Origin of the sequence: Bacillus sp. AL-1R, assembly GCF_052180195.1 — a bacterium.
Classification (GTDB): domain Bacteria; phylum Bacillota; class Bacilli; order Bacillales; family Bacillaceae_G; genus Gottfriedia.
Window position 1 is genome coordinate 2188877 of sequence record NZ_CP197469.1, and the last position, 25650, is coordinate 2214526.

Genomic DNA, 25650 nt, shown 5'->3' on the forward strand with positions numbered 1-25650 from the left:
AGAAATGATTTCAATTTTTCATTAATACTTGATTGATATGAACTAAAATGAGTAGTAATTGGATAAAAAATCAATATGGGAGAAAATTAATGTATATAGCATTATTATCAAAATCAAAATTGTCATTATTTCATGGTGGAAAGTCACGCATCGAACGAATAATTTCAATTGGCCCCTTTATGTTTTTAGTCAATTGAAAGCTTTTAAAAAACGTCAGGAAAAGACTAGCATTCCTATCTTTTATTTGCAGTAATTCACACATTCGTTTAATTAATTTGTCTATTCTGAGAGGTTGATTAGTATGGTATTGCAGCCAAAAATACTTGTCGTTACATCGAGTTTTGGAAATGGGCATAAAGAAGTATCGAAAGCGTTAAAAAGTGAGTTTGAACATATAAACTTTAACGATGTAACAATTATTGATATATACGAAGAAGCATATCCAAAAATTAATGTATTTGCAAAAAATATTCATTTGCAATTATTTCAACATGCCCAAACAATTTATAAATGGTTTTTCTATGGAACTGAGAAATTATTTGGGACAGTCATATTTGACAGATTTTTAGAATTATGCGGAAAGAATATAAAAAGTATTCTTCAAAAAGAGAAGCCAGATATTATTATTACTACATTTCCAGTTGGCTCCGTTGCAAAATGGAAAAAATATTCGACGCATCCTTGTAAATTATATACAGTTGTTACCGATTATTATATTCACCGTTCATGGATTCATAATGAAATTGATCGCTACTATATAGCGACTGAAGGATTAATACATCAGATGGTGAATTTAGGCGTTTCTTTATCGAAAATATTTGTAAGTGGTATACCTCTTCGCCAGGAATTTAAAGAATTAAATTTTTTAAATGAAGGGACAAGTAATTCGAAATCAAACGATCAAATATTAATCGTTGCTGGGGCAGTTGGATTATTAAAGGACGTTGAAAAAATGGCCAAGCAATTACTCGTTGAAACAAAACATAACGTAGCTGTTGTTTGTGGCTATAATCGCATCCTCTATAATAAATTAAATAAAATGACTGAAGAATATGAAGGGAGACTACAAGTATTTGGCTATGTAAATAATATACGTAATTTGTATAAAAAATCCGATATCTTAATCACAAAACCGGGTGGTATTACATTATCAGAATGTATTGCATGTAGTTTACCAACAATCCTATATAAACCAACACCAGGTCAAGAAAAAGAGAATTCCCTATTATTTGAAAATGCTGGTGCTTCAGTAACAGTGAAGTCATTAAATGAATTAATTTATTATATTAATCGAATTCTTCACAAATCAAATCATTTAGAACAAATGAAACTATCATTAACAGCACTTAATAAAGGCTTTAGTTCAGAATTAATTGTCAATGATATTTTTAGTTCAATTTCTTAGGAGTATTATGACTAAAAACTTTATGAACACGTAAAAACACCACAAGGTAATAAGTTTCCTTGTGGTATTTAGTTTGAATACAATAAATTGTTAATTTATAGATGTTAATTAAGATGAAATATGATTGAACACTCGAAAAGTGATGGATGACAAAATGAGAATGATTATATCGTCGAAAGTCAAATGGCTGTTGGAAAAATTGAAGAAAAAAATTAAAAAGGGATTAAACCTAATACATAGAATTATTATATTATACGTTTCAAATTTTCCATTTTTAACTAATGAAGTTTAAAAATGGTATTGAAATACATACACATAATCGGTTCAATAGAATTATGTACAGAATAAATATTTTGAGGTGAACAAAATGATCGTAGTTACAACTGAAAACATTGAAGGGTATAAACTAGTTGAAGTAAAAGGACCTGTATTTGGCGTAATTGTCCGTAGTAGAGGACTAGGTGGCGATATTTTAGCTGGTTTAAAAAGTCTTGTTGGTGGAGAAATCAAACAATACACTGCAATGCTTGAGGATGCGAGAAAAGAAGCGATGGATCGTATGACCAAAAATGCTAGTGAAATGGATGCGAATGCCATTATCATGATGCGCTTTGATTCAGGCGAAATTGGGCAAAACATGAGTGAAATTGTTGCTTATGGAACGGCTGTTGTAGTCGAGAAAATATAATGAAAACTTGATATGATCCCCTTTAGGTAGACATTTGAAAAAACCTTCATGTTAACATGGAGAAATAAATGTGACTTAGAGGGGATTTTTCTATGGCTAAAAAAGATTAATAGCTTTAAAAAATAATTTAAATTAAAAAGCAGTGATGAAGTATGTTATTGGTAACCCGAGATATCGAATTAACAGAAATAACGTACAACACTTTTGGCGCACACTTTTTATTTTAGACTATTTCTTTATTTTATTATTTTTGCCAAGTTAGTTGGCAAAATACATCATTCCTAATTCTCCAAATAGGATTATCTTCTAATTAAGAATCCGCTTAATTCCCCCAAATATTTTCAGAAAAATTTTCAATTAAATTACTATTTTTATAATATTCACGTCGTAATTATACAAAAATACTCAAATTCCTCTATAAAACTTGGTTATTCGACATTCTTGTTATTAATTATTTCTAATTATCTATTAATTGTTTTATAAGAAATCCCCCAATTTACTAACTTAAATTGCTGTTCTTATAATTGAGATGTATTTAATCGTATACGAGGGGGTAAGGAAATGGGCGTGGGTAAAGGTTTTAGTTTAAGAAAAATAATTCTATCAACTTTTGTGGGCGCAACACTAGTGTCTGGAATCGTTCTGACCGGTATGAAAGACAAAGTAAATGCTGTATCAAATGAGAAGTATAATTACAATCAAGTTTTGGATTTATTTGAAAATAAGGGGGCAGAAGGTTCAGTTAAGCAATATGTAAAGTTTTTACAGGATCCTACATATAAACCTGAAATAGCTAATAAAAACACATATATGCCAAATTTGAAAAATGCTGTCACTTTTGTTAATTCAGAGTTCAATTTAAAGCCATCTATTTTTCCTTCATTAAGGTCCGTTAATTCATCAGTTCTAGACAAAACGCGCAATTTTCTATGGGTTGGATCAGACGAAGGGGTAACAATGACGAACCTTAAGAGTAATAAGATTAAAAAGTATACAAAGTCAGATGGAAGTTTGTTGGATGATAAGGTCCTTCTTTTAATAGATGATGGACATAGTGGTATTTATGCAATTACTGAAACTGGTGTTTCACATCTAGTGCAAAAATAGGAGGATACAAAAAGATGAAGAAATTCTCAAAAAAAATTTTCGCTATTGGATTAACGACTGTTTTACTCCCATTGCAAGTTTATGCACAAAGTAGTGTTCCAAGTGGAGCACCGAACCATGCGAAGTATAAGTCTGTGAAACTAGAAGCAGTTCGTACAAAGGTAACTACTTATTTTAAGAATGAAGATCCCTCAATTCCAACAAATTTAAATTGGATTACCAACTCTCAAGCGCTAGACTTTCTTCCAGGTTCAGTAATTGCAGACGTTAATAGCACAATAAAAGATGCAGACGGTGTTTATTGGATTGGAACAAAAACTGGTTTACAACGGGTTGATTTTAGTGAAAAAGATCCAAGAGACATCGTTCAATACTTTGCGGGTCCAAGATATCTTTATGGCGGAGATGACAATGTACTCCAACTTGCAACTGATGAAATAGGTGGCATTTGGGTAAAAAATGAATCTGGTGTAACGCATATTGCGATGCCTAAAAAGTCTTTGAAAGAAAAAGCAGACTATATGGAAAAGTTTGTTCCAGTAGTTGATCGTCGTGGAAATATTGCTGATCCTTCTTTTACTTTTACTGAGTCAGATCCAAATAAAAAGTATGTAGATTATAATTCACCTACAGGTTCTTTTATAGGAAATCCTGGACCAGTCGATAATGATAACCTATGGACAGCATATTATGGAATTGGAGAAACATATCGTTATCTTACTTTAAAACGTGAATATGGAAAGAATCCAACTTCAGCACAAATTCAAGAAATAAAAACAGCTAAAGATGCAGCTATTAGAGCTACAAAAGCTGTCCTTTTATTGAACTATATTTCAGGACGAGACAATGGATTCCCAGTTAGAACATATGCATTAACGAGTGAATTGCCGGGAAGTACAGATTTTGGTTACCAAACACAGGGTGGTCTATGGTTCAAATACATTATGGATGGTTCTCCTAATCCAAATGGTATTATTCCAAGTATGCAAAGAACTGACAAACAGCCAATTGGTTATTCCATGGTCCGTGTGACAAAAGATGCACAAACAAAATTTGGAGATCAACTTTATTCTGGAGCGGATTTGAAAGATGCGAAGAGTTTTAACGGTTATCAATTAACTAAAGAAGCAATTGAAGAACTTAATAAAACACGTCCAGAAGGGCAAAAACTAGGTACTGATATATATGTACTTGACGCAAATGGGAATAAACAGGTAATGCCAGTCATTACAAATGCATCAAACAAAAATACCGCAAAAGATGATAAAACGACGAGTGCGACTAATAAACCGCTTTTCCAATTAACTGTACCAGTTTATGAAAAAATACCTCAATTTTTTAATGATCTATTTCCTAAAAGTGTAATCGGAAATGATGGTTTCATTGATTTAAATCAAATTGCATACAAAGCGGATACTTCTTCTGACGGGATTGCAGGGGTATATGCTATGTATTTAACTGCTTATACGTTACTTTGCGACGATTCTACATCAGAGTTAATTCAAATGAAAGATCTAATCGCAGAAGCAACTGAGAAAATGACAAATCTTATTCTTAAAAATGATAACTATTATATAGAAGATGCAACTGGAAAGAGTACGCAATGGGCAAAGTGGTCAGCTAAATATTTGAACGATAACTTAAATCTTATGAAACAACAGCCACTTTGGGAAGAAAATGTAGGTGTATATCCAGATGGAACGGATGCATTGTCCTATGGCTTTGAAGATGGACCACTAAAAGCTTTAGATTTAATGGCTATATTAAAAACAACAGCTACAGTGACAAAAGAAAAATATCCAATGGAACAACTAAAGTTTAAGTCAGCTTACGATTTAACATATGATTCGGCATTTAGTTCAATTGAACCTTATGTAAATGGGAAAGGCTATATAAATATGGCGCAGGAATATATAGAGCGTCGTCTTGTTCGTCAAGCTACTTGGGGTTATAATCTTTCTGGTAATAATAAAGAAACAGTGACATATGACAACATTCTTTCTTTCTATACTGGTGACGTACAAGAAGATTCAAATCTTAACGGTACATTGCACAAAGATTGGACACAATACATTAATTACTCTGATGAACAACTTTGCTGGTTCCCAGTTTATCAGCTAATTTTACAAGAAAAAAATCCAGAGAGACTCAAACAGATTACAGAAGCGTTTAGTCAATGGTATGAAAACGAAAAACGCGAAGAGAATCCTTTCTATACATTCTTGTACCAACTAGCAAATCCAGAAGATACTAAAGTTGATTTAAAATCAGCTGTAAGATATTTATACAGAACGCCTGCATTAAAGATAAATTTTGATGCGCAATATGATCGACAAGATGTGTTCTATATTGAACCAAATGATCGAGATGGTGGAAAAGCTCAAACCAATTATCCATTACCACTTGATGAAAAAAATGTTCATAAGAACAATATTAATCCATTCCAACGTACAAAAAATGGTGTAACTTATGCAAAAAATGCAAACTATAACTATAAAGCTGGAACAATGTTCAGTAGTAGCACCTACACTTTACCATACTGGTTTGGACGATATTTTGAAATGATTGAAGAAAGCAAATAATTGGAGTATCGACGTGACTGCAGCGAATTTTGTGAAGCTGCAGGCATTTTAATTGTGCTTACCTGAAAGATGGGGAGAACTCTGTAGATCTTTGGTAATAACCTGGGGATGAAATGAAACGTAAAAAATTCACAATAGTATCAATTTTATTACAATGATTGCATAGACCCCTCGAAGATAAATTGCTATAATCAAGTACAGGTAAGTCAGATGGATGCTATTTAGCTAATTTAAACGTCCAATTAGGTCTTACCTAATATTTCTTGAAACAGTTGATATCGGTCATAATTTAGTTAGTAGATTGTATAGTATTGTAATACCAATACTCTTAGGGGGTCTGTTTACATGAAAAACTTGATTAAATTTATCACTTATCGAACGAATGAAGTAGTCGAGAAAATATAATGAAAACAGTTATTTTCGGTTTTTATGGTATCCAAATTTTATTTCTCATTATTTGTTTATTGTTAGGTTATTTTATTTACGATAAACGATTTAATCGAAATCATGGAAACCAAATACCTGAAGGATTTCAACGAACTAGCGAAGTTAATATTGACCCTGTAACAAAAGAGAAAACAAGAGTTTACTATAATCCAGATTCTGGTGAACGATTTTATAAAAAAGAAAAGTAATTTTAAAAACGCCCCTTTTGGGGCGTTTTTGTCAGAAGATCAAGTTTATTTGATCGTTGAGTTGATCAACTCAAGCATATCATCAAAATCAAACGGAGATTTCGATTTTACGGTTTCAGCAAATTGGGATACAAGTTTTAATGTTTCAATGCTTTCGATCGGATGGTGGCCAGCAGCACTTTCAGCGGAAAGCATGACTGCATTGGTCCCATCCATTACAGCCTGAAATACATCAGTTACTTCAGCTCTTGTTGGGAGTGAATGATCTATCATAGATTGTAGCATTTGGGTTGCTGTGATCACATATGTACCATTTAAATTACACTCATGAATCATCGCTCTTTGTAAGAGTGGGATCCATTGATATGGAAGTTCAACACCTAAATCACCACGGGCAATCATGATAGCATCAGTTTCTTTATTAATTTCTTGGAAATTTTTTATTGCTTCAATCGTTTCAATTTTTGCGATTAATTGAGGTGTTTTATCACCTTTTAATTTCATAAAACTTCTGATTTCCTGTAAATGAGATGCTCGTCGAATAAATGAGCATGCAATATAATCTAAACTTTCTTGTAAAATGAATTCGATGTCTTTACGGTCTTTTTCAGTAATAGCAGGTAAACTTGTCACAACACCAGGTAAATTAACCCCTTTATGTGAAGAAATTTCACCTCCTGTTTTCACAGAAGTGATGATTTTACTTTGTTCTATCTTTTCAACGTATAACTCCACTTCACCATCATTAATTAATATGCGATCTCCTTGTTTCACATCATTTATTAACCCCTTGTAATCGACACTTGCTTGATTACGATCACCTGTAATCTCATCAATTACGAGTGTGAAAGTTTGATTAGGTTCAAGATTTATTTTTTCCCCTTCAATTTTACCTAATCGAATTTTTGGACCTTGGAGGTCTCCTAAAATCTTGATTTCTTTTCCTGTCTCTTTACTGATCGTTTTTATTAATTCGATGACATGATGGTGACTGTCATGTGTTCCGTGAGAAAAATTGAGTCTTGCGATCGTCATGCCATGCTCAATTAATTCAGTCAGTATTTTTTTATCAAAACTAGCTGGTCCTATCGTACAAATTCGATCAATGGTCATTTAATATCGCCTCCATTTACTGGAATTATTATACCCAAGATAGAGTAGAAGAAATTAAATAATTTTTGAAGTGTTAATTATTTAAAAATAACTTAAATAATCTACACTTCTAAATTTTGACTTTTTCCTGCACTTTATTAAAGGAATTTATGTATGTTTTGCCGAACATTACTAATCGATCAAATTTAATATGAGGTGAATCTATTGGTTATGAAACAAGATGAATTAAAAATTGTCATTGGAGCAGGTGAATATAACAATAATCCAACATGGATTCAAACTCAGGAAGAAGAACTTAATTTATTAGTTAAGTCAACTTGGGAAAGTAAATTTGAGAAAAATTCAATTACAGCTATTTTAGCTGAACATGTGTGGGAACACCTTACTTATGATGAAGGTTTAGAAGCTGCTAAAATTTGTTATGACTATTTAAAACCATCGGGCTATATCCGTTGTGCCGTACCAGATGGATTTTTTCAAGACGATACCTATCAAAGTATTGTTAAAGTTGGTGGACCAGGACCAAAAGATCATCCAGCTGCAAGTCATAAAATAGTATATAACTATAAAACACTAGTTCATCTGTTTGAAACAGCGGGTTTTGAAGTTAAACTACTAGAATATTGTGATGAAGAAGGAAATTTTCACGTTAATGAATGGGATGGCAAGGATGGTGTTATTTTCCGCTCGAAAAAATATGATCCTAGAAATCACGGGGAAAAAGTCCTGTTTCCATCAATCATTGTAGATGCAGTAAAACGATAATTTTATAATCAAGGTAAATCGTTAAATAATACTCAATGATTGCAATGTAAAGTATGCAAAAAGAAGACTAGCATTCTCCCAAATAAGCGACAATCTACAATGCATTATGGAAGATTAAAAGAGGTTGTAACCAAAAAGTTATATTCGCTAATTAAAAACGCTTGAATATTCCAAGCGTTTTGATGTGCTATAGGTATTTATTTACACTGTTATTTTAGATTTTCTCCACATTATTTGAACTACTTATGCTTCACTTCAGTTCTTTTATTAATAGATCATGATATTTCTGATTTCTTTTGTGATCCGATCGATTTGTCCTTGAAACATCATAGATGGGATGAAAATAGATTCTTCGGGATGGTTAATGACTAGATAAGCACTATGTGAAGGTGTTTCTTTATATCGGTATTGTAAATTAACACGTGTAATATGATGAGCGGGTATTGTTTGTTTTAATCCCCAATGTTCGTATGTAACACCATGTTCGTTTATCCTTATAACCATACTACGAATATAACCAATATAAGATAGAAAAATTAATCCCACTATCGTCATAATCAGATATGATTTAATCGTATGAGGAAATCCATGCCTTTTTACATAATTGATGAAAGTGATTAGAAAAATCGTAAACAATATGGTAACTAAAAAATTGGAAAGCCTTCCACTACTTCTAAATTCCACTTTCGATACACCTCTTTCATATTAATATCGTTTTGATTAAAAACTTTTCATATTAACATTAGGATGATCTCTTTTAGTATGAATCTAAAATCGTTGCGATGAGTGAGGTCTATTCACACTATTTGAAGGAGTATACAAACAATTCTTCATTTCTATAAAAATAAAAAATACTAGTGTAAGGAGAACATGATGAAAATACAACCTCAGAAATTTACGATAAATGGTCTTAATTATATTATTAGACATGCCTTAATAACTGACGCGAAGCAATTATCTAGTTTGAGAGTACAAATTGACGGGGAAACAGAAAATTTAGACCGAGAAAAAGGAGAAGCATTTATTGATCCAAAAGGCTTTGAACAATTAATTAACTCAGATACAGAAACGATTAATAATTTATTTTTAGTAGCTGAAGTTCAAGATAAAATAATAGGTTTCTCTAGATGTGAAGGAAATCTATTAAAGAGACTTTCCCATAAAGTAGAGTTTGGCGTTTGCGTCTTAAAAGAATATTGGGGATACGGAATTGGTAAACATCTTTTAAAACAATCAATTTCTTGGGCAGATGCTAATAATCTTTATAAAATAAATTTGAGTGTTTTAGAAACTAATATAAAAGCAATTAAACTTTATGAAAAGTTAGGCTTTGAAGTTGAAGGGATTTTAAAAAACGATAAGCTACTTTCTGATGGGAAATTTTATCATACAATTATAATGGGTAGATTTAAAAAATGAATGTAATAAAAAAAGTGATGAATGGCTCTTTTTTTCAAACGATATGATAAATTAAATTCATTTTAAAGTGGAGAGGTAAATTAAAAAAAGTACATTTTCAATATTATAAAATGAATATTCTGAAAAATCTACCGTTTTATGCTTTTATTAATATTTTTAATGACCAAAATAAAGTAAAAAAATCTATTTGAGACCGATTTGTGATTTTCTAAAATAAGCTTCTATTACATTTAAAATAGAAGATGGTGGAAAAGTGATTATTTCACTGCATGAAACTTTTTTGGAGTCCTTTATACGGACAAGTAACAGATAAATTTGATGTTATATGGCAGGTTTCAACACAGTCAGCTCAATAATTGAATGTTGATTTTTGTATTACATTTGTATGTCCAAACCTAAATTTCTTACCAATTTACTCTATTACTTTTTTTAATTTAAAAGAAAACCGTTTTATCTTGCATTTTTCAAGTATAATGAATCATACTTGGTTAATGAATATGATTTTTCTTAGGGAGAACTCTATACATATAGCGAAAAAAACAAAAATGAGGTTAAGAAATGACTAAAAGAAGTTATGCGGACTATCATCTAAGTGATGAAATTAAAAGAGCACTTACGGTTTTAAAATACGAAACTCCTACTGAAGTTCAGAGTGAAGTTATACCATTGGTAATGGAAAATCAAGATTTAGTAGTTAAGTCTCAAACAGGAAGTGGGAAAACGGCCGCTTATAGTATTCCTGTTTGCGAAATGATCGAATGGGAAGAAAAAAAACCACAGGCTTTAATACTAACTCCAACTAGAGAGCTTGCAGCTCAAGTCCGTGAAGATATTACGAATATTGGAAGATTTAAACGCATAAAAGCGGTGGCCGTATATGGTAAAGAACCGTTTACTAAACAAAAGGTAGAATTGGAACAAAAAACACATGTAGTAGTTGGTACACCTGGAAGGGTCCTAGACCATCTTGAACGAGAGACCTTAAATATAGATCAAATAAAATATCTTATCATAGATGAAGCTGATGAGATGCTTAATAGAGGCTTTATTGATGAGGTAGAAGCGATTATTAACCAGTTACCTTTAAACCGCGTAACGATGGTTTTTTCTGCTACTTTACCTAAAGATGTTGAAAATCTTTGCCATAAATATATGAAAGATCCAGTTCATATTGAGATTGAATCAACCGGAGTAACGGCTAATACCATTGAACATTTTTTAATAGAAGTTAAAGAGGAAGATAAAATTTCACTCCTAAAAGACGTCACAGTTGTAGAAAATCCAGATAGCTGCCTAATTTTTTGTCGAACAAAAGAAAATGTTGATACTGTGTTTAGTGAACTGGAAAAAGCTAATTATACATGTGAAAGACTCCATGGGGGACTGGAACAAGAAGACAGGTTTGCTGTAATGGAAGGGTTTAAAAATGGGAACTTCCGTTATCTTGTGGCAACCGACGTAGCTGCCAGAGGTATTGATATTGATAATGTAACATTAGTCATCAATTATGACGTTCCGATGGAAAAAGAGAGCTATGTGCATCGTACTGGTAGAACTGGCCGTGCCGGAAATAAAGGAAAAGCCATTACGTTTTCTACACAGTTTGAAGGGAAGTTTGTTAAAGCAATTGAAAATTACATTGGATTTGAGATACCTAGTATAGAGGCACCTAGTCATCAAGACGTAGTTGCTCGTAAAGCAATCTTTGAAGAAAAACTTAACAGCAGGCGAGTAGTAAGAAATAATAAAACAGCCCGAATTAATCAAGATATTATGAAACTTTACTTCAGCGGAGGAAAAAAGAAGAAAATACGTGCTGTTGATTTTGTTGGTACAATTGCAAAAATCCCTGGCGTAACAGTAGATGATATTGGCATAATAACCATTCATGATCAGATGTCGTATGTTGATATTCTGAATGGAAAAGGATCACTAGTTTTACAAGCAATGGAGAATGCGACAGTTAAAGGGAAAAAATTAAAAGTGAGTAAAGCAATTAAATAATGAATTTAGTGAATTTCCTTTACTCTACTATTCACGTAGCATTGGTTATTTAAGAACAAAAAAGTCGATTTCATAAAATGGAGATCGACTTTTTGTTTTCATTACTATTTAATTATTTGAGATATGGAAAAAAACTAGTTTACAAACAAGCCTTTAATGTATCATTTTATTAAATGAAATTTGTCTTTCTTCTCCATAATCCCTTTGAATGTGAATCAAATTAAGAACATTTCAGCAAACTAAAACATATTTTATTGATTTTAAAGGAGAGCATATGATTAAACTTGTATTAATCAGGCACGGGCAAAGTTTATGGAATGTTGAAAATCGATTCACAGGTTGGACAGATGTTGATTTAACAAAGAGCGGACTTTCCGAAGCAAGAGAAGCTGGGATCATTTTAAGGAAAAACGGATTTACATTTGATATTGCCTATACATCCGTCCTTAAAAGAGCAATCCGTACATTATGGATCATATTAAATGAGATTGATATGATGTGGATTCCTGTTCATAAAACATGGAGATTAAATGAACGCCACTACGGTTCACTTCAAGGGCTGAATAAAGCTGAAACAGCGCAAAAATATGGTGAAGAACAGGTTAATATTTGGAGAAGATCGATGAATGTTAGACCACCCGCTCTAAAGATTGATGATCCAAGATATGAAATAAATGAACCACGGTATAAAGACTTATCAAGAGATGAATTTCCGCTTACTGAAAGTTTGGAGGACACAGAAAAAAGAGTATTAAAATATTGGGATGAAGAGATTGCGCATGCCTTGAAATCAGGCAAAAAGGTTATTATATCCGCACATGGAAATACGTTGAGGGGAATCGTGCAATATTTAGATCAAATCTCAGCTAACGGAATTGCTTCGCTTAATATTCCAACTAGTATTCCTTTAGTTTATGAATTAAATGACGAACTAAAGCCTATTCGGCATTACTATTTAGGGATGGATGGTGAACTTCCACCCGATGTCATCCCAAAACATATCCCAAGCGAATTACTTGATCAATTTGATGATGATCATCCAAATATAACAATACAAGATGAATAGAATACAAAAAAGGATGGGCTTTAGCATTCGTGCTTCCCATCCTTTACATTATGATGCTTTAGATAATTTTAGTTTTTTAATTTGTAACTGTACTAATCGAATAGATAATGTTAGTGCTGACACTCCTAAACCAACGATTAAACCAACCCAATATCCTTTTGCACCAAGATTCGTATTTGAGAGGAAATAGCCGACTGGTAAGGCGATTACCCAATAAGCCAAAATCATCATCATTAACGTAGCATTTACATCTTTATAACCTCTTAGGGCACCTTGGATTGGCGCTGCAATTGCATCAAATAGTTGGAACATGACTGCAAAGATTAAGAATCCGCCTGCTAAAATTTGTACAGAAGGATCATTTGTATACCAACCTGCTACATTATATCGGAATAAATAGATGATGATCCCAAAAAATGAAGCAATTGATACGGCCATTACTAAACCAATTTTGCTGTATTCTTTTGCATTTTGAAACTTTTTAGCTCCAACTTCATAGCCGACAGCGATTGTTAAGGCCATCGAAATACTTAATGGAACCATATAGAGAAGACTTGCAAAATTCATAGCCACCGTATGAGCAGCAATGGTTTCAGTATCAAACTCACTTAGTAATAATGTGACTACCGAGAATACACTTACTTCAAAAAAGATACTAAGTCCTATTGGAACTCCTAGTTTTAAAATACTTTTCCAAGTTGCAAATGAAATTCTAGGAAGATTTTTAAAAAGTTTGAACGTACTAAAAGGCTTTTTAGTTTTAATAATGTAAAAAGCAATTCCAAAAATAATCCAATAGGTTATTGCAGACGCTACACCTGAACCAACCCCGCCTAAACGTGGAAGACCAGCTTTACCGAATATAAGAAAATAGTTCAAAATTACGTTAACTGGTACTGAAATAACAGTAATAATCATAGTAGTTCTTGTTTTACCTAAACCATCAATAAACTGGCGAATGACTGTATATAGAAATAAAGGTAAAATTCCAAATGATAAAGCAAATAAGAAATGAAGGGCAACACGATGAACTTTCGGATCAAGATTCATATGATTTAAGATTGGATGAATTGAAAATATACCAATAATAATAATGACAATTGCAATAATACCAGCCAAATAAAGAGCTTGCATAACAAGGGGCGTTATTTTTTCATCCTCTTTTGCACCATTTAAATTGGCAACCATTGTCGTAATTGCAACTAAAATGCCAGTTAACCCCGTACTAATTGGAGTCCAAATACTAACACCGATCGCAACCCCTGCTAAATCCCCTGGACTACTATTACCAGACATAATCGTATCAAAAAATGACATCGAAAATAATGTCACTTGAGTGATTAAAATCGGAAGTAGTAGTTTAAAAAAGCGTGAAATTTTATCCGTTTTAGTAGTATTCAATTTATCGACCTCCTAATCAAACACTTTTACAATTGTATCATGTTTTGGTTTAATAGCTATAATGAAATTACTCGGATAAATATTTTAAAGAAAGTTGGTATAAGATTGGGAAATCAAGTTGTTATCATCACAGGGGCAGGAAGTGGATTAGGAGCGTCATTAGCTAAAAAGTATTCTGAAAATGGAGCTCATATTTGTTTGTTAGGAAGAACTGAAAATAAACTTAGAGAAATTGGTAAACAATTACCTAACAATTATTCAATTCATACAGTTGATGTTTCAGTATATGAAGATGTAAAAAGAGTCTTTGATACAATCATTCAAACATATGGAAAAGTTGATTTTTTATTTAATAATGCAGGTGTTGGAATTTTCGATCTTGCAGAAGAATTAAATGTAGAAGCAGTACATAATATGATCGATATTAACCTGAAGGGAACGATTTTCTGTTCACAAGAAGTTTTGAAACAGATGAAAAAACAAAATAGTGGAACGATCGTAAATATTGTTTCTACTGCAGGTCTAATTGGAAAAGCAACAGAATCTGTTTATTGCGCAAGTAAATTTGGCGTTAAGGGCTTTACCGAAAGTTTGGTTGTTGAACTAACAGGAACCCCCATTTCAGTATTTGCAGCATATATGGGTGGAATGAATACGGATTTTTGGGCAGGTATTTTTGATGAGGATAAAACGTCTAAAATGATGGATCCAGAAGATATAGCTGAAATCATTATTGAAAACATAAAACCGCGTAAAAATATATCTATACCTGAAATTATTATAAAAAACATAAAATAAGTATTAACTAAGCCTCCTTTTACACAAACTATATCCAAATTAGTAAGGATTAAGTGAGGTGTTAAAGATGGGTAAATCCAAAAAGAACAAATCAATTGAATCAAATCAAAATAATTTTGACGAATTATTACTAGAAGATCTTAATACTACAGATGATATTCCAATTGATTGGTTACCAAAAAGCGAACCAATTACAGAAACAATGTCATATAAAAATGCAAAAGATTAATTAGAATGAATAGGCTTAGCGACCTGAAATTTAAGCGTTTTCATTTAGTCACATTGTCATGATTTTTTGACTTTGACTTCAATCTGTAAAGAATAGCCATTTTGGCTATTTTTTTTTATTTTGATATGGTATTATTATTGAAGCGTTTTATATTAAAGCCAATTCTTGGCATTAAATTACATAAAAAAATGAAAAACAAGATAATAGTTAGGAGAATTTTTGATGGAAAAAGTACTAGTTTTTGGTCATAAGAACCCAGATACAGATACAATTTGTTCAGCAATTGCTTATTCAGAATTAAAAAAGGCATTAGGTGAAAATGCTGAAGCAATTCGTTTAGGTGAAGTAAGTGCAGAAACACAATTTGCACTTGATATGTTTAAATCTGAGGCACCACGTTTAGTAGAAAAAGTTGCAGCTGAAACAAATAATGTCATTTTAGTTGACCATAATGAGCGTCAACAAAGTGCTGATGATATCGAACAAGTTCGTGTACTTGAAGTTATCGATCACCACCGTATTGCTAATTTTGAAACTAGCGATCCTTTATACTATCGTTGTGAGCCAGTTGGATGTACTGCTACAATTTTAAACAAATTATATAAAGAAAATAATATCGAAATTAAGAAAGAAGTTGCTGGTTTAATGCTTTCAGCGATCATTTCTGATACATTATTATTTAAATCTCCAACTTGTACGAATCAAGATGTTGCTGCTGCAAAAGAACTTGCAGAAATCGCAGGTGTAAATGCAGAAGAATATGGTCTTGAAATGTTAAAAGCAGGTGCAAATCTAGCTGATAAATCAATCGAGTCTTTAGTTTCACTTGATGCGAAAGAATTCCAAATGGGTAACTATAAAGTAGAAATCGCACAAGTAAACGCAGTTGATACAAATGACGTACTTTCTCGTCAAGCTGAATTAGAAAATGTACTTGAAGGCATCGTTGCAAATAAAGGATTAGACTTATTCTTATTCGTTGTAACAGATATTTTAACAAATGACTCAATCGCTGTTGCTAAAGGGACTGCTACGAACGCAGTTGAAAAAGCATACAATGTAACGTTAGAAAACAACACTGCTTTACTAAAAGGTGTTGTATCTCGTAAAAAACAAATCGTTCCAGTTTTAACTGAAACATTTAATACACTTTAAATCGAAATTTAACAACAAAGTCTTTTGAAAGGCTTTGTTGTTTTTTTATTAATAACGAATAAATGGGGGATTTGAAATGGAAAATTTAAAGTATCCAATTGGCAGATTTAACTTACCGTCAAGTTACACTCCTCAACAACGTAAAAATTTTATTAAAATACTTAAAGATGCTCCTAGTAAATATAAAGATGCGATCACCTCACTTACAGAAGAACAATTAAACACAGCTTATCGTGACGGTGGTTGGACTCCAAAACAAGTTATTCATCATGTTGCTGATAGCCATATTAGCCATATGAATAGCTTTATTCGAGTTAAATTAGCTTTAACTGAAGAAAATCCTACAATTAATGCTTACATCACTTAGCACATATTAATTTAGTGAAAAACAATAACAATTAAACAAAAGATGGGATGATCTTCTCAAGTTTTCTAGTATAAAGTATTTTTATTCATAACATATGGACTCCGAAGAAAAAGAATTTTAAATAGATAAGATTTAATCTAACCCACTAAAGTTTAAAGAGTGGGTTTAGTTCTTTTATCATTTTTTTGAAAACTTAGTCTCTGAGTAACTCATCACAAAAATAAGAAATTTTAAATAGCCCAATGTACAACAGTGTCAAAGTTACTGTTGTACACATAAACTTAAAAATAGAATAACGTTGGAAATAGGTGTGAGCATGTATTACAAATTATTAAAGCGATATATAAAAAATTCTAATTTAAGTTTGACTGAGATAGCCAATGAATTGAACAAGTTGGGATTTTCAAAAGACAAAAGCTATTTAAGTAAATTACAAAATGCGAAATTGACTCCACCTGAAGAAAAATTAACTAGAGCGATTGCAAAAGTCACAGGGGGAAATGTTGAAGAATTACTTTGGAGTGCTTATATTATTAATGCACCTGAAAGGTTTAGAACGCCTTTACAAAGCATTTCAGATCAATTATTTAATCTAGGGAATAAAGATTTGGAAGGCAAACGGAAAATAGATGTTATCTGTAAGAATCAAAACAAAGAGGATCGTTCAAAAATATTTTCGGAATTTGTCAGACAAACACGATTAAAAAATAATCTGTCGATTAAATGCCTTGCAGCAAAAGCAAACGTCTCTCATTCATATATATCACAAATCGAAAATGGTAAAAGAGGTATTCCTTCAATAGAAATTATACGAAAATTGGCAGAACCACTTGGGGTTCCGGTTATTCAGTTGATTCAATTAGCTGGATATATACCAAGTGAAGAAAATGATTGGGTCGAAGGTACGAACCTTTTTCGTAAAGCGAATTCACTGTTAAGCAATGAAGAAAAAGAGAAATTATTGAGGATAATAGATGCTTTTATAACATTGTCTACCATGAGATCTATTTAGAATATTTCGTCCCTGTATAAATTGTTTTGAATAAGAAACACCTTACTACATTCAATTCTTTTTGCGAATCTTGATTAAACTTGTAAATTTTAGGAAAGGATAGTAAGAAACTGTAAAAGGAAGTGAAGAGTATGTCACAACAATTTGACAATTTACCTGATTATGAATTATTAGGGAATGATCCAGCATTATCTTTGCATGAACTGTCGTATCATTATGATATGAGTTTTAATGATATTGCTGAAATTAGAGGAATCTCTGTAGAAGATTTAGTAAATTACTATCAGACAAACGCTTCTCAAGATTCATTATTTTATTTTGAATAATATATCCATAAAGCTGAACCAATCTATATTGGAGTCGGCTTTTTTTCATAAACAAATTATCTACTTATTACATTAAAAAAATTGTGAGATTAATAGAATTTTAGATAGATTTAACATGTCGCATTTTAAGATTAAAAAAGAAAGTTAAGCCATTTTTAGACTTAACTTCAATTTTTCTTTTTTGTTTTTAGTCGCCACATATTACATACCATAAATTTACCTATTGGATATTCAAAATTACATTTTTTAATAAACTTAAAATTTAACTTTTCACATATTTTATTCGATGGAATGTTATTAGCGGCAGGAAAAGCGTGAATGTATTTATGCTTCGTTTCTTTTTGTGCCTTCTTTATAGCTTTTTTTACTGCGATTGTTGCGATACCTCTTCGTTGAAATTGAGGTAAAATACTCCAACCAATTTCACAAACAAGTTTACCATCCCATATGCGATTCCAATAGCCAACAGTTCCAATTTTTGTTCTATATGGAAGCAAAATGATCGCAAACATTTGACCTGTACCTATTCGGCTCATTTCAAGATAATGATTATGCCGACTCACAATTTCTTTCAAATTTTCAAGTCCTCCAAGATATTTCATCATACTATTCGTATTTGATGACAGAAGTAAATTAAGATCTGCTTCGTTCCATGGCTCGATTTGAATGGTTGATTCATCTATTTTTGACAATAAATTCACTCCATCTATATAGTAAAAAGAATCATAATAAGATTGTATTCTAAAGTGAAGATGATATCTCTAATTAAAGAACACAAATTAAATAGGTTATGAAATTTTTTAATCATGAACACAACACATAAATAAAAAAATAAGACTAGATATTTGTTTAAAGAGTGTTAAATTTTCATTGAATTTAATAACCACCGAAAATAATTCAATCCTCTTACTTCAAAACGCTAAAGCAACTTTGTTAGAATTTATCTCGAATTTGAGGTATATTTATTTTAATTAATAAAATATTGAAGTAAAACCTTTTAAAGGTTCTCAAGTTTGTTATAAATCTACATAAATTCGGAGGAATAGTTTAATGGAAATAGGGATCAGTACTTTTGTAGAAACAACCCCTGATGTAAAAACAGGAGATGTAATAAGCCATGCAGAACGTTTACGTGAAGTGGTTGAGGAGATTATTTTGGCAGATCAAGTTGGATTAGATGTATTTGGTGTAGGGGAACATCATCGTAATGATTTTGCAGCTTCATCGCCAGCTGTCGTACTAGCAGCAGCTGCTTCACAAACAAATCGTATTCGGCTAACAAGTGCTGTAACAGTACTTTCATCAGCGGATCCAGTAAGAGTCTTTCAAGATTTTGCTACGCTTGATGGTATTTCGAATGGTCGGGCGGAAATCATGGCGGGACGTGGTTCATTTATCGAATCCTTTCCTTTATTTGGCTATAATTTAAACGACTATGATGAACTTTTTGAAGAAAAATTAGATTTACTCCTTAACTTGCAAAAATCTGAATTCGTAACGTGGAGTGGAAAACATCGCCCTGCCATTAACAATATTGGTATTTATCCGCGTCCAGTACAGGATCCTCTGCCAATTTGGATTGGAAGTGGGGGGAACAGGGAGTCGGTCGTCCGTGCTGGATTATTAGGACTTCCACTTGTACTAGCAATTATAGGTGGTCGTCCAATTCAGTTCGCACCACTTGTTGAGCTTTATAAAAAAGCAGCTGCTCATGCTGGTCATGATGTAAACAAACTACAGGTTGCATCCCATTCACACGGGTTCATCGCAGCGGATACGATGACTGCAGCTGATAAATTTTTCCCTTCAACACAGCAAGTCATGAATAAGCTTGGTAAGGAACGCGGTTGGGGAACATATGACCGAGCTGCATTCGATGCGGCAAGAAGTTTTGAAGGTGCACTTTATGTTGGTGATTCAAAAACAGTAGCAGAAAAAATCATCCACCTTCGTAAAAATGTAGGTATTACAAGATTTATGCTTCATGTACCAGTAGGATCGATGCCACATTTAGACGTAATGAAAGCAATCGAACTACTAGGCAAGGAAGTTGCACCAATCGTACGAGAAGAAATAGCAAAGTGGGAAGCAAATCAGTAACTGAAATAATGTAAGCTGTTTTCGATAAGAAGACAGTTTTTTTTAGTGATCAAATAAAAAAACGTGATAATATTCCATCAAATGGAAAATAATATTGCTTAGTAAAGGAGGAGATCCAACTGATAAGAAAAAATTGGCTCTCAGGATTAATTGTTATTTTGACGCTTGTGACATTCGCAATACCAGCAAATTTTATAGCTCATGCTGAATCAGAAGTTTCAGATACAACTAATCGAGCACAAACAATAGTAGTAGAGTTGAATGATGATTACTTTAACCCGAAAAACATCACAATTCCAAAAGGTACAAAAACAACTTTATTATTGAAAAATAAAGGGAGTAAACCACATACTTTTACTGTGAAAATGCTCAATATTGATGTAGAAGTGCAACCAAAAACGGAAAAAACTATATCAGTGTTAGCAAATCAGGCAAATACATATGATCTTACTTGTAAATACCATTTTAATGTTGGAATGGTAGGAAAAGTAATCGTAAAATAAAGTCATGGCTACTCTGTAAAATTAAGGGTAAGTGAATGTACCTTTTTATATAAAGAGTGGATGTTTGTCTTTAATGTCACACATTAAATAGTAATTAAGTACATCACTTAAATATAGTGGTGTACTTTTTTATTAATTAGACCTCTAAATGACCTCATTTACTACCACAACTATGCAAAATAGTTAATTATTTACAACGACAATTATGTTGCACTATAATAAGAACGTATATTCCCATAACGTTAATTTTTATAAGGGGTGTTAGAATGACGAAAGTATATTCAGTAAAAGAGGTAGCTGATTTACTAGGAAAACACGAGGAAACAATAAAACGGTGGCTTCGTTCTGGTAAATTACCTAATTCATTTAGAAATAGTGACAAAGAAGGATGGAAAATTCCTGAAAGTGACTTATTAAATTTAAACAAAGTTGTTGTTCCCGTCGGAACAATTGAACAATTAGAAGTGGAACCTGATGCTGATGAGACAGATTTAGTCAAATTGGCATACGAAGCTGTTACCCTTACTTCTCCTACCGGTGATATTCTATCAGTTCTATCTATTATAGGAATTAAACGAACGTTGGAGATACTTCTTATAATGCAGCAATCCACATCAAAAGTTAAAAATCCTGACGGATTTATTAAAAAAGCAGTTCGTGAGAACTGGAGCCCTACTTCTGTTCCAGTAAAATTACCAAAAAAACAAAGCAAAAGAATCTATGACTTATCACAGAAGGACATCAGTAATGTTGCAGAGTCAAATGATGAACCTTTTAAGCGAAGGGTTCCTTTTTATAATTGGCTTGAGGAATAAGTGATTAACAATATTTAAAAGTGAGTAGGTGATTTATATGGGAAACTACCAATACCATTATTGCCCCAAAGGGATTGAAAGTCGCTATGAATTATTGGTCTTTGATGGTGAATGGGAGCCTTTTTTACCTTTGACGGATCATTATCACGATTGCATAGGCAGAATAGATAAAAGCTCTGCACTCTCGTATTTGAAATGTCTTCTACCTTTCTTTAGGTGGCTAGATGAGTCGAGTAATTACCAGGGGAATCGGGTTAGGTGGGATGAACCTCCTGATGCCATACGAGTAGCAATAGAAGATTATCTTATGAATGAGATGAACTGCAAAGTACGTGAAAAAGACACCTTTCGGTTTGTTAATCGAACAAGCAAAAGTCCCAATACAGTAAACCGTTTTCTCTCTGCATTGAAATCATTCTATAAATCTCTAATTCGATTAAACCAGTACAACTATTCGAATCCTTTGATTGATTCTTATGCAATTCTAGACGAATATAAAAGTCAAACTGTAGGTGTAAGAAAGGATAAGCCACGTATGCCATCTGAAGCAGGAACGGAAGATGCTGTGACACATAGAAGGTTGACTGATTCATATTTTAAGCTAATTAACGAGGAGTGGCAGCCTGAAATTATTGATGATCCTTACCTCCCTTCTCAGGTCTATCAAGCAGGAAAAAAGGTAAACTGGTCACAAAGGGAAATGGTTATTGCACGTATGCTTTTTGAAACAGGAGCAAGAGCAACAGAGGTTATCGAATTAACTATTGGTGATTATCGCTCGCGTAAAAGTTTTCAAGAAGCCAGTACGTTTAATAAAGGAAGTCACGGAAGAAGGGTTAAGTTCCTTAGATTTAGCAAAGATACAGTAAAATTACTAATGCGATATATTAATAAAGAACGAATCCAGTATGATGTAACTCAATGCACATTTGAAGTATTACCAAATGAAGCTCCTATATTCCTTACGGAACTAGGGACACCCTTATCATATGAAGCTTGGTATTATCACTGGAGCAGAGCCATAGAAGAATGCAAGATTAAGTTAAATCCTCATAAAACAAGGCATTGGTTTGTTACTACTAGATTACGAGAGATATACAATATTTCCAAAACAGAAGCTGAAATTAAACATCGGACAAATGAACTTATTAAGTATATAAAATGGAAAAATGCTGATACCATAAAAGTTTACGAACATTATTTTGATGAAGAAAAACATCGTGAGTCACACGATCAAATGTTGGACAATATGGCAGAGTTAGAAAAAGAGTATATAGAGCAAATGAAATACAACCGAAAGAAAAAAACTAATTTAACAGTTTTGGAAAGTAGTAAAGTTGTTGAAATAGATTCTGAACTAGAAGACTTCTTTGATGGATTGGAGTGATTTCTTTGACAATAATAACCCTTAAACCTCAATCACCTTTTTACGAGCAACTATGGGGTAAAGTTGATGACCAACTTTTGCATTTTTGTGATGTGAGAGGCATTTTTTTGCTTGACAAAATGGATGAAAAATATTTGAAATACTATATTAATAATGTGTTAGACCAACCTTGGAACAATCATTTATACCTTGCTATGCTAGTTTATATAGAAAAGAGATCAGATGTTGCGACGATAGAAGAAATAATCAAAGTCATTAACACACGCTTATGCAATTTATTTGAATGCTTTGGTTTAATAAGAATGGACGACTTTGATACCGAAACACATATGTATCAATACCTTAAAGGTTCAATTTTTGAAGAACACTCAGATGGTATGAGGGCAAGATTATTGAGTTGTTATAGAACTTGTTCTTATGTGACTAGAAAATGGGTTGTAACAAAAATACTTCAAGAACATCAAGGATACTTTCATCGATTTATACTTCCAATGCCTTCTTACGATTCAAGAGATTTCTCTTTTACTAGGGCAGCCAATGAACAAGCAAAAAACACTCGCAAGAGTGAGACAGACGCAATTGTTCCTTTGCTTCCTCGGATCCGAGCAGAAGGACATTTTCGTTGGAATCAAATAAATCGCCTGCGGCAAGCTTATTTTAAAGCTTGTGAGCAAGCGAAAACAGCTAATGTTAAGTTACCTTTAGGTTTCCATTACGATGAACCTGAACGGGTTGGTGAACGCTTTTATTTTCGCCTGTGGGACAAACCTTCGTTTGTATTGAATCACCAAGACTCTTTCAATAAATATACTTTAAAAGCAGCAATAAATCATACAGGTAGTTATTCAGATGAAAACAATTATTACTTCGTAGAGTTTGTTAAAGCCGAGAGTTTTGAAGATAATGAAGAAGCTGAAGGGCTATGGTTCACAGACCTTTTTGAATATGATGTTATTGGGCAATGGTATCAAAAAGCCAACGATGAAGTAATTAATCGTAAACGTGAACTGTTTTATTCGTGGGGTTATGGTGATGAAAATTTTAATAGTAATCCTGCACCATTTTTCTCCGCACATAAAGGAATACTCACACCAAGCAATTTTGTTTCTCGTCATAAAAACAAAGCCGAAGGAATTTTATTTGATGTGGATCCTATATATGCAGCAGCAACCTTCGGTTTATTGGCATTAGATATATGCACTACCACAGGTGCTAGATTAAATGAATTATTACAAATTAATAATACGAAAGAATGTATCCATAGAGTAAAAGTTGACAATAAATTGCGTTTTTCTTTTTATGCTATTTCAAAAGGACGTGACGAATTAGAACCTTTTTATATCAGCGAACAAACAATGAGAATAATACAATCGGTTGGGTTGATGTTAAAAACTCATTATGGCACTGAAAAAATCCCAAGCGTTAAATATCGTTATGAACGAAAACATCTATTTCCCAATGCTAAACCTTATTTTTTTCAGTATCACAATAAAGCATTAAGAAAAGATGCGATTTGGTCATCTATTCGTTTTTTATTACACGGTCAACAAATAGAAACACAAGAAGGAAAAGCTGTTGTAGTGAAACCGCACCTTTTACGCCACGCTTTTGCCACAGAAGCTGTTCAGCGACAAAAGTTACCGATTGACATCGTAGCAAAGATATTACACCAAAGAGATGTAGGTGTAACTGGGTATTATTCTGAGCCCACACCAAGCCAAGTTGCAGAATCAGTAAGTGATTTGCACGATGTTATATCTGATTATATAGATATTGATGAAGCTGTATTGCGAAATCCTGAAGAACTTGAAAAAGAACTTGAGGAATATAAAGAAAAAGTTGGTGTATTTAATAATGTCGTAGGTGGAACGTGTGTTACTAATCAAGTTTGTCCAGTTAAAATGGCTTGTTTAGGTTGCCAAGCAAAAATCCCACAACCCGAGAAGAAACACGAATTATTAGAAGTTATTGAACTATCAAAAGATATGGAGAAACGATATAGTGCAATGGGTTTAACTGTTGATGCTAAAAAAGCAAAAACGATGCGTAAATATGCCCGTGATGAATTAAAAGAAATTGATCTTATTGAAAAGTATAGGGAGGAACAAAAATATGAGCCAGACATTCAATTCAAAAAATGAACCAGTTTGGCTTAAAGAAAGTCATCAAATTCGTAGTAATCGTTCAGTACAAATAGGTAAACAATCAATTGATGAATTGATTACAAAAGGTGCTCCTATCACTTATACAACAATCGCTAAACAATCAAAAGAAATTGATCCCGAAGGGAAAGGAATTCATCCAAACACCATCCGTACAAACGAACATTTATATGAATATTACAAGAAACATAGTAAAACTCATAAGCAAAAAAAAAATAGCCAAAATAGAAAATTTAACCGTTCAATTACCACCGAGGACATTGAATTTCATAAAATAAAACCAAACCGTAATCTGGATGGTCTACAAAAAAAATATATGAAATTATCTAAGGAAGAACTTATGCAAAGACTAATTCTAGCGGAAGAATATATTGCGGAAAATAATACTAAATGGGTTTCGAATTTCTTTGAATCGTTTAAGTAATTTAAGTTGAAGGTTATGTTGAAGTATATTGTTGATTTTCTTATGCAACTAAAAGGTGGTGTGGTTCATAAGGAAAGGACTATTTATTTAAATAAAGAATAGAAATATATATAACAAAATGAAGGAGTGAATCCAATGTAAACCCTTTTACTTTTTTTAGTCATATGAATAACTAAATAAAGGGGTT

At 32.5% G+C, this 25650-nt stretch carries 25 protein-coding genes; 21 read left to right on the top strand and 4 right to left on the bottom strand.

The genetic code is table 11. The features are described 5' to 3' along the window. The first annotated feature begins 301 nt into the window (after nucleotides 1–301). The 5 genes from ACSBO6_RS10200 (at nucleotide 302) to ACSBO6_RS10220 (ending at nucleotide 6417) form a co-directional block, all read left to right on the top strand. Nucleotides 302–1405, top strand: coding sequence for an MGDG synthase family glycosyltransferase (locus ACSBO6_RS10200; RefSeq protein ID WP_098846628.1), 1104 nt, complete (start codon nucleotides 302–304; stop codon nucleotides 1403–1405). 367 nt (nucleotides 1406–1772) lie between these two features. Further along, the gene (locus ACSBO6_RS10205) at nucleotides 1773–2093 is read left to right on the top strand and encodes a YbjQ family protein (protein ID WP_088011817.1); all 321 of its coding nucleotides are present in this window, start codon (nucleotides 1773–1775) and stop codon (nucleotides 2091–2093) included. A 561-nt stretch (nucleotides 2094–2654) separates the two neighbouring features. Then, on the top strand, nucleotides 2655–3200 hold the full coding sequence (locus ACSBO6_RS10210; protein ID WP_098846627.1) for a hypothetical protein: 546 nt from the start codon (nucleotides 2655–2657) through the stop codon (nucleotides 3198–3200). A gap of 14 nt (nucleotides 3201–3214) precedes the next feature. Continuing rightward, the gene (locus ACSBO6_RS10215) at nucleotides 3215–5782 is read left to right on the top strand and encodes a hypothetical protein (protein WP_498844624.1); all 2568 of its coding nucleotides are present in this window, start codon (nucleotides 3215–3217) and stop codon (nucleotides 5780–5782) included. A 404-nt stretch (nucleotides 5783–6186) separates the two neighbouring features. Beyond that, a complete protein-coding gene (locus tag ACSBO6_RS10220; RefSeq protein WP_098846625.1) occupies nucleotides 6187–6417 on the top strand; it encodes a hypothetical protein in 231 nt (76 codons plus the stop codon). Nucleotides 6418–6462: 45 nt separating this feature from the next. On the opposite strand, the gene ACSBO6_RS10225 is transcribed toward ACSBO6_RS10220, so the two are convergent. Beyond that, nucleotides 6463–7530, bottom strand: a complete 1068-nt coding sequence (locus tag ACSBO6_RS10225; RefSeq protein ID WP_098846624.1) for a pyruvate kinase — start codon at nucleotides 7528–7530, stop codon at nucleotides 6463–6465. Nucleotides 7531–7740: 210 nt separating this feature from the next. Here ACSBO6_RS10225 and ACSBO6_RS10230 point away from each other — a divergent pair, with 210 nt between their 5' ends. Then, the gene (locus ACSBO6_RS10230) at nucleotides 7741–8295 is read left to right on the top strand and encodes a class I SAM-dependent methyltransferase (protein ID WP_498844670.1); all 555 of its coding nucleotides are present in this window, start codon (nucleotides 7741–7743) and stop codon (nucleotides 8293–8295) included. A gap of 267 nt (nucleotides 8296–8562) precedes the next feature. Here ACSBO6_RS10230 and ACSBO6_RS10235 read toward each other — a convergent pair whose 3' ends face one another. Next, entirely contained in the window at nucleotides 8563–8979 is a 417-nt protein-coding gene (locus ACSBO6_RS10235; protein ID WP_498844625.1) for a hypothetical protein, read from the bottom strand. A 189-nt stretch (nucleotides 8980–9168) separates the two neighbouring features. Between ACSBO6_RS10235 and ACSBO6_RS10240 the strand changes: the two genes are divergently transcribed. The 3 genes from ACSBO6_RS10240 (at nucleotide 9169) to gpmA (ending at nucleotide 12784) form a co-directional block, all read left to right on the top strand. Beyond that, complete coding sequence (locus ACSBO6_RS10240) at nucleotides 9169–9714, top strand: GNAT family N-acetyltransferase (RefSeq protein WP_098846621.1); 546 nt, start codon at nucleotides 9169–9171, stop codon at nucleotides 9712–9714. A gap of 558 nt (nucleotides 9715–10272) precedes the next feature. Further along, nucleotides 10273–11718, top strand: coding sequence for a DEAD/DEAH box helicase (locus ACSBO6_RS10245; RefSeq protein ID WP_098846620.1), 1446 nt, complete (start codon nucleotides 10273–10275; stop codon nucleotides 11716–11718). 274 nt (nucleotides 11719–11992) lie between these two features. Beyond that, nucleotides 11993–12784: a 2,3-diphosphoglycerate-dependent phosphoglycerate mutase gene (gene gpmA / locus ACSBO6_RS10250; protein ID WP_098846619.1), complete on the top strand. Its 792-nt coding sequence runs from the start codon at nucleotides 11993–11995 to the stop codon at nucleotides 12782–12784. Nucleotides 12785–12832: 48 nt separating this feature from the next. Here gpmA and ACSBO6_RS10255 read toward each other — a convergent pair whose 3' ends face one another. Then, nucleotides 12833–14185 carry an MATE family efflux transporter gene (locus tag ACSBO6_RS10255; protein ID WP_286138341.1) on the bottom strand — a complete coding sequence of 451 codons (1353 nt, stop codon included), beginning with the start codon at nucleotides 14183–14185 and terminating at the stop codon, nucleotides 12833–12835. A 105-nt stretch (nucleotides 14186–14290) separates the two neighbouring features. On the opposite strand from ACSBO6_RS10255, the gene ACSBO6_RS10260 reads away from it, so the two are divergent. From ACSBO6_RS10260 to ACSBO6_RS10285, 6 genes are all read left to right on the top strand, one after another. After that, nucleotides 14291–14983 carry an SDR family oxidoreductase gene (locus ACSBO6_RS10260; protein WP_098846618.1) on the top strand — a complete coding sequence of 231 codons (693 nt, stop codon included), beginning with the start codon at nucleotides 14291–14293 and terminating at the stop codon, nucleotides 14981–14983. Nucleotides 14984–15050: 67 nt separating this feature from the next. After that, the gene (locus tag ACSBO6_RS10265) at nucleotides 15051–15212 is read left to right on the top strand and encodes a hypothetical protein (protein ID WP_180232950.1); all 162 of its coding nucleotides are present in this window, start codon (nucleotides 15051–15053) and stop codon (nucleotides 15210–15212) included. Between the two features lie 222 nt (nucleotides 15213–15434). Then, entirely contained in the window at nucleotides 15435–16367 is a 933-nt protein-coding gene (locus ACSBO6_RS10270; protein ID WP_498844626.1) for a manganese-dependent inorganic pyrophosphatase, read from the top strand. A 76-nt stretch (nucleotides 16368–16443) separates the two neighbouring features. Next, nucleotides 16444–16734 carry a DinB family protein gene (locus tag ACSBO6_RS10275; protein WP_498844627.1) on the top strand — a complete coding sequence of 97 codons (291 nt, stop codon included), beginning with the start codon at nucleotides 16444–16446 and terminating at the stop codon, nucleotides 16732–16734. Nucleotides 16735–17050: 316 nt separating this feature from the next. Beyond that, complete coding sequence (locus ACSBO6_RS10280; RefSeq protein WP_498844628.1) at nucleotides 17051–17746, top strand: helix-turn-helix transcriptional regulator; 696 nt, start codon at nucleotides 17051–17053, stop codon at nucleotides 17744–17746. A 131-nt stretch (nucleotides 17747–17877) separates the two neighbouring features. Further along, entirely contained in the window at nucleotides 17878–18072 is a 195-nt protein-coding gene (locus tag ACSBO6_RS10285; RefSeq protein WP_098846614.1) for a hypothetical protein, read from the top strand. A 167-nt stretch (nucleotides 18073–18239) separates the two neighbouring features. Here the strand turns inward: ACSBO6_RS10285 and ACSBO6_RS10290 are convergent, their stop codons facing one another. Further along, the gene (locus ACSBO6_RS10290; RefSeq protein WP_098846613.1) at nucleotides 18240–18773 is read right to left on the bottom strand and encodes a GNAT family N-acetyltransferase; all 534 of its coding nucleotides are present in this window, start codon (nucleotides 18771–18773) and stop codon (nucleotides 18240–18242) included. A gap of 349 nt (nucleotides 18774–19122) precedes the next feature. Between ACSBO6_RS10290 and ACSBO6_RS10295 the strand changes: the two genes are divergently transcribed. The 6 genes from ACSBO6_RS10295 (at nucleotide 19123) to ACSBO6_RS10320 (ending at nucleotide 25463) form a co-directional block, all read left to right on the top strand. Then, the gene (locus ACSBO6_RS10295) at nucleotides 19123–20172 is read left to right on the top strand and encodes an LLM class flavin-dependent oxidoreductase (protein ID WP_498844629.1); all 1050 of its coding nucleotides are present in this window, start codon (nucleotides 19123–19125) and stop codon (nucleotides 20170–20172) included. A 158-nt stretch (nucleotides 20173–20330) separates the two neighbouring features. After that, nucleotides 20331–20675 (top strand): cupredoxin domain-containing protein, encoded by a 345-nt coding sequence (locus ACSBO6_RS10300; protein ID WP_483295195.1) that lies wholly within the window; start codon nucleotides 20331–20333, stop codon nucleotides 20673–20675. Nucleotides 20676–20941: 266 nt separating this feature from the next. Continuing rightward, nucleotides 20942–21490, top strand: a complete 549-nt coding sequence (locus ACSBO6_RS10305) for a helix-turn-helix domain-containing protein (RefSeq protein WP_098846610.1) — start codon at nucleotides 20942–20944, stop codon at nucleotides 21488–21490. 37 nt (nucleotides 21491–21527) lie between these two features. Beyond that, nucleotides 21528–22877, top strand: coding sequence for a tyrosine-type recombinase/integrase (locus tag ACSBO6_RS10310; protein WP_098846609.1), 1350 nt, complete (start codon nucleotides 21528–21530; stop codon nucleotides 22875–22877). A 5-nt stretch (nucleotides 22878–22882) separates the two neighbouring features. Continuing rightward, complete coding sequence (locus ACSBO6_RS10315; protein ID WP_498844630.1) at nucleotides 22883–25018, top strand: site-specific integrase; 2136 nt, start codon at nucleotides 22883–22885, stop codon at nucleotides 25016–25018. Continuing rightward, complete coding sequence (locus ACSBO6_RS10320; RefSeq protein ID WP_498844631.1) at nucleotides 24990–25463, top strand: hypothetical protein; 474 nt, start codon at nucleotides 24990–24992, stop codon at nucleotides 25461–25463. The genes ACSBO6_RS10315 and ACSBO6_RS10320 overlap by 29 nt, the downstream gene beginning before the upstream one ends. Nucleotides 25464–25650: the final 187 nt, after the last annotated feature.

Excerpts from the sequence above, each read along its gene's own strand:
- ACSBO6_RS10200 (WP_098846628.1), top strand. The coding sequence starts at position 302 with ATGGTATTGCAGCCAAAAATACTTGTCGTTACATCGAGTTTTGGAAAT.
- ACSBO6_RS10205 (WP_088011817.1), top strand. The coding sequence starts at position 1,773 with ATGATCGTAGTTACAACTGAAAACATTGAAGGGTATAAACTAGTTGAA.
- ACSBO6_RS10210 (WP_098846627.1), top strand. The coding sequence starts at position 2,655 with ATGGGCGTGGGTAAAGGTTTTAGTTTAAGAAAAATAATTCTATCAACT.
- ACSBO6_RS10215 (WP_498844624.1), top strand. The coding sequence starts at position 3,215 with ATGAAGAAATTCTCAAAAAAAATTTTCGCTATTGGATTAACGACTGTT.
- ACSBO6_RS10220 (WP_098846625.1), top strand. The coding sequence starts at position 6,187 with ATGAAAACAGTTATTTTCGGTTTTTATGGTATCCAAATTTTATTTCTC.
- ACSBO6_RS10225 (WP_098846624.1), bottom strand. The coding sequence starts at position 7,530 with ATGACCATTGATCGAATTTGTACGATAGGACCAGCTAGTTTTGATAAA.
- ACSBO6_RS10230 (WP_498844670.1), top strand. The coding sequence starts at position 7,741 with ATGAAACAAGATGAATTAAAAATTGTCATTGGAGCAGGTGAATATAAC.
- ACSBO6_RS10240 (WP_098846621.1), top strand. The coding sequence starts at position 9,169 with ATGAAAATACAACCTCAGAAATTTACGATAAATGGTCTTAATTATATT.
- ACSBO6_RS10245 (WP_098846620.1), top strand. The coding sequence starts at position 10,273 with ATGACTAAAAGAAGTTATGCGGACTATCATCTAAGTGATGAAATTAAA.
- gpmA (WP_098846619.1), top strand. The coding sequence starts at position 11,993 with ATGATTAAACTTGTATTAATCAGGCACGGGCAAAGTTTATGGAATGTT.
- ACSBO6_RS10265 (WP_180232950.1), top strand. The coding sequence starts at position 15,051 with ATGGGTAAATCCAAAAAGAACAAATCAATTGAATCAAATCAAAATAAT.
- ACSBO6_RS10270 (WP_498844626.1), top strand. The coding sequence starts at position 15,435 with ATGGAAAAAGTACTAGTTTTTGGTCATAAGAACCCAGATACAGATACA.
- ACSBO6_RS10275 (WP_498844627.1), top strand. The coding sequence starts at position 16,444 with ATGGAAAATTTAAAGTATCCAATTGGCAGATTTAACTTACCGTCAAGT.
- ACSBO6_RS10280 (WP_498844628.1), top strand. The coding sequence starts at position 17,051 with ATGTATTACAAATTATTAAAGCGATATATAAAAAATTCTAATTTAAGT.
- ACSBO6_RS10285 (WP_098846614.1), top strand. The coding sequence starts at position 17,878 with ATGTCACAACAATTTGACAATTTACCTGATTATGAATTATTAGGGAAT.
- ACSBO6_RS10295 (WP_498844629.1), top strand. The coding sequence starts at position 19,123 with ATGGAAATAGGGATCAGTACTTTTGTAGAAACAACCCCTGATGTAAAA.
- ACSBO6_RS10305 (WP_098846610.1), top strand. The coding sequence starts at position 20,942 with ATGACGAAAGTATATTCAGTAAAAGAGGTAGCTGATTTACTAGGAAAA.
- ACSBO6_RS10310 (WP_098846609.1), top strand. The coding sequence starts at position 21,528 with ATGGGAAACTACCAATACCATTATTGCCCCAAAGGGATTGAAAGTCGC.
- ACSBO6_RS10320 (WP_498844631.1), top strand. The coding sequence starts at position 24,990 with ATGAGCCAGACATTCAATTCAAAAAATGAACCAGTTTGGCTTAAAGAA.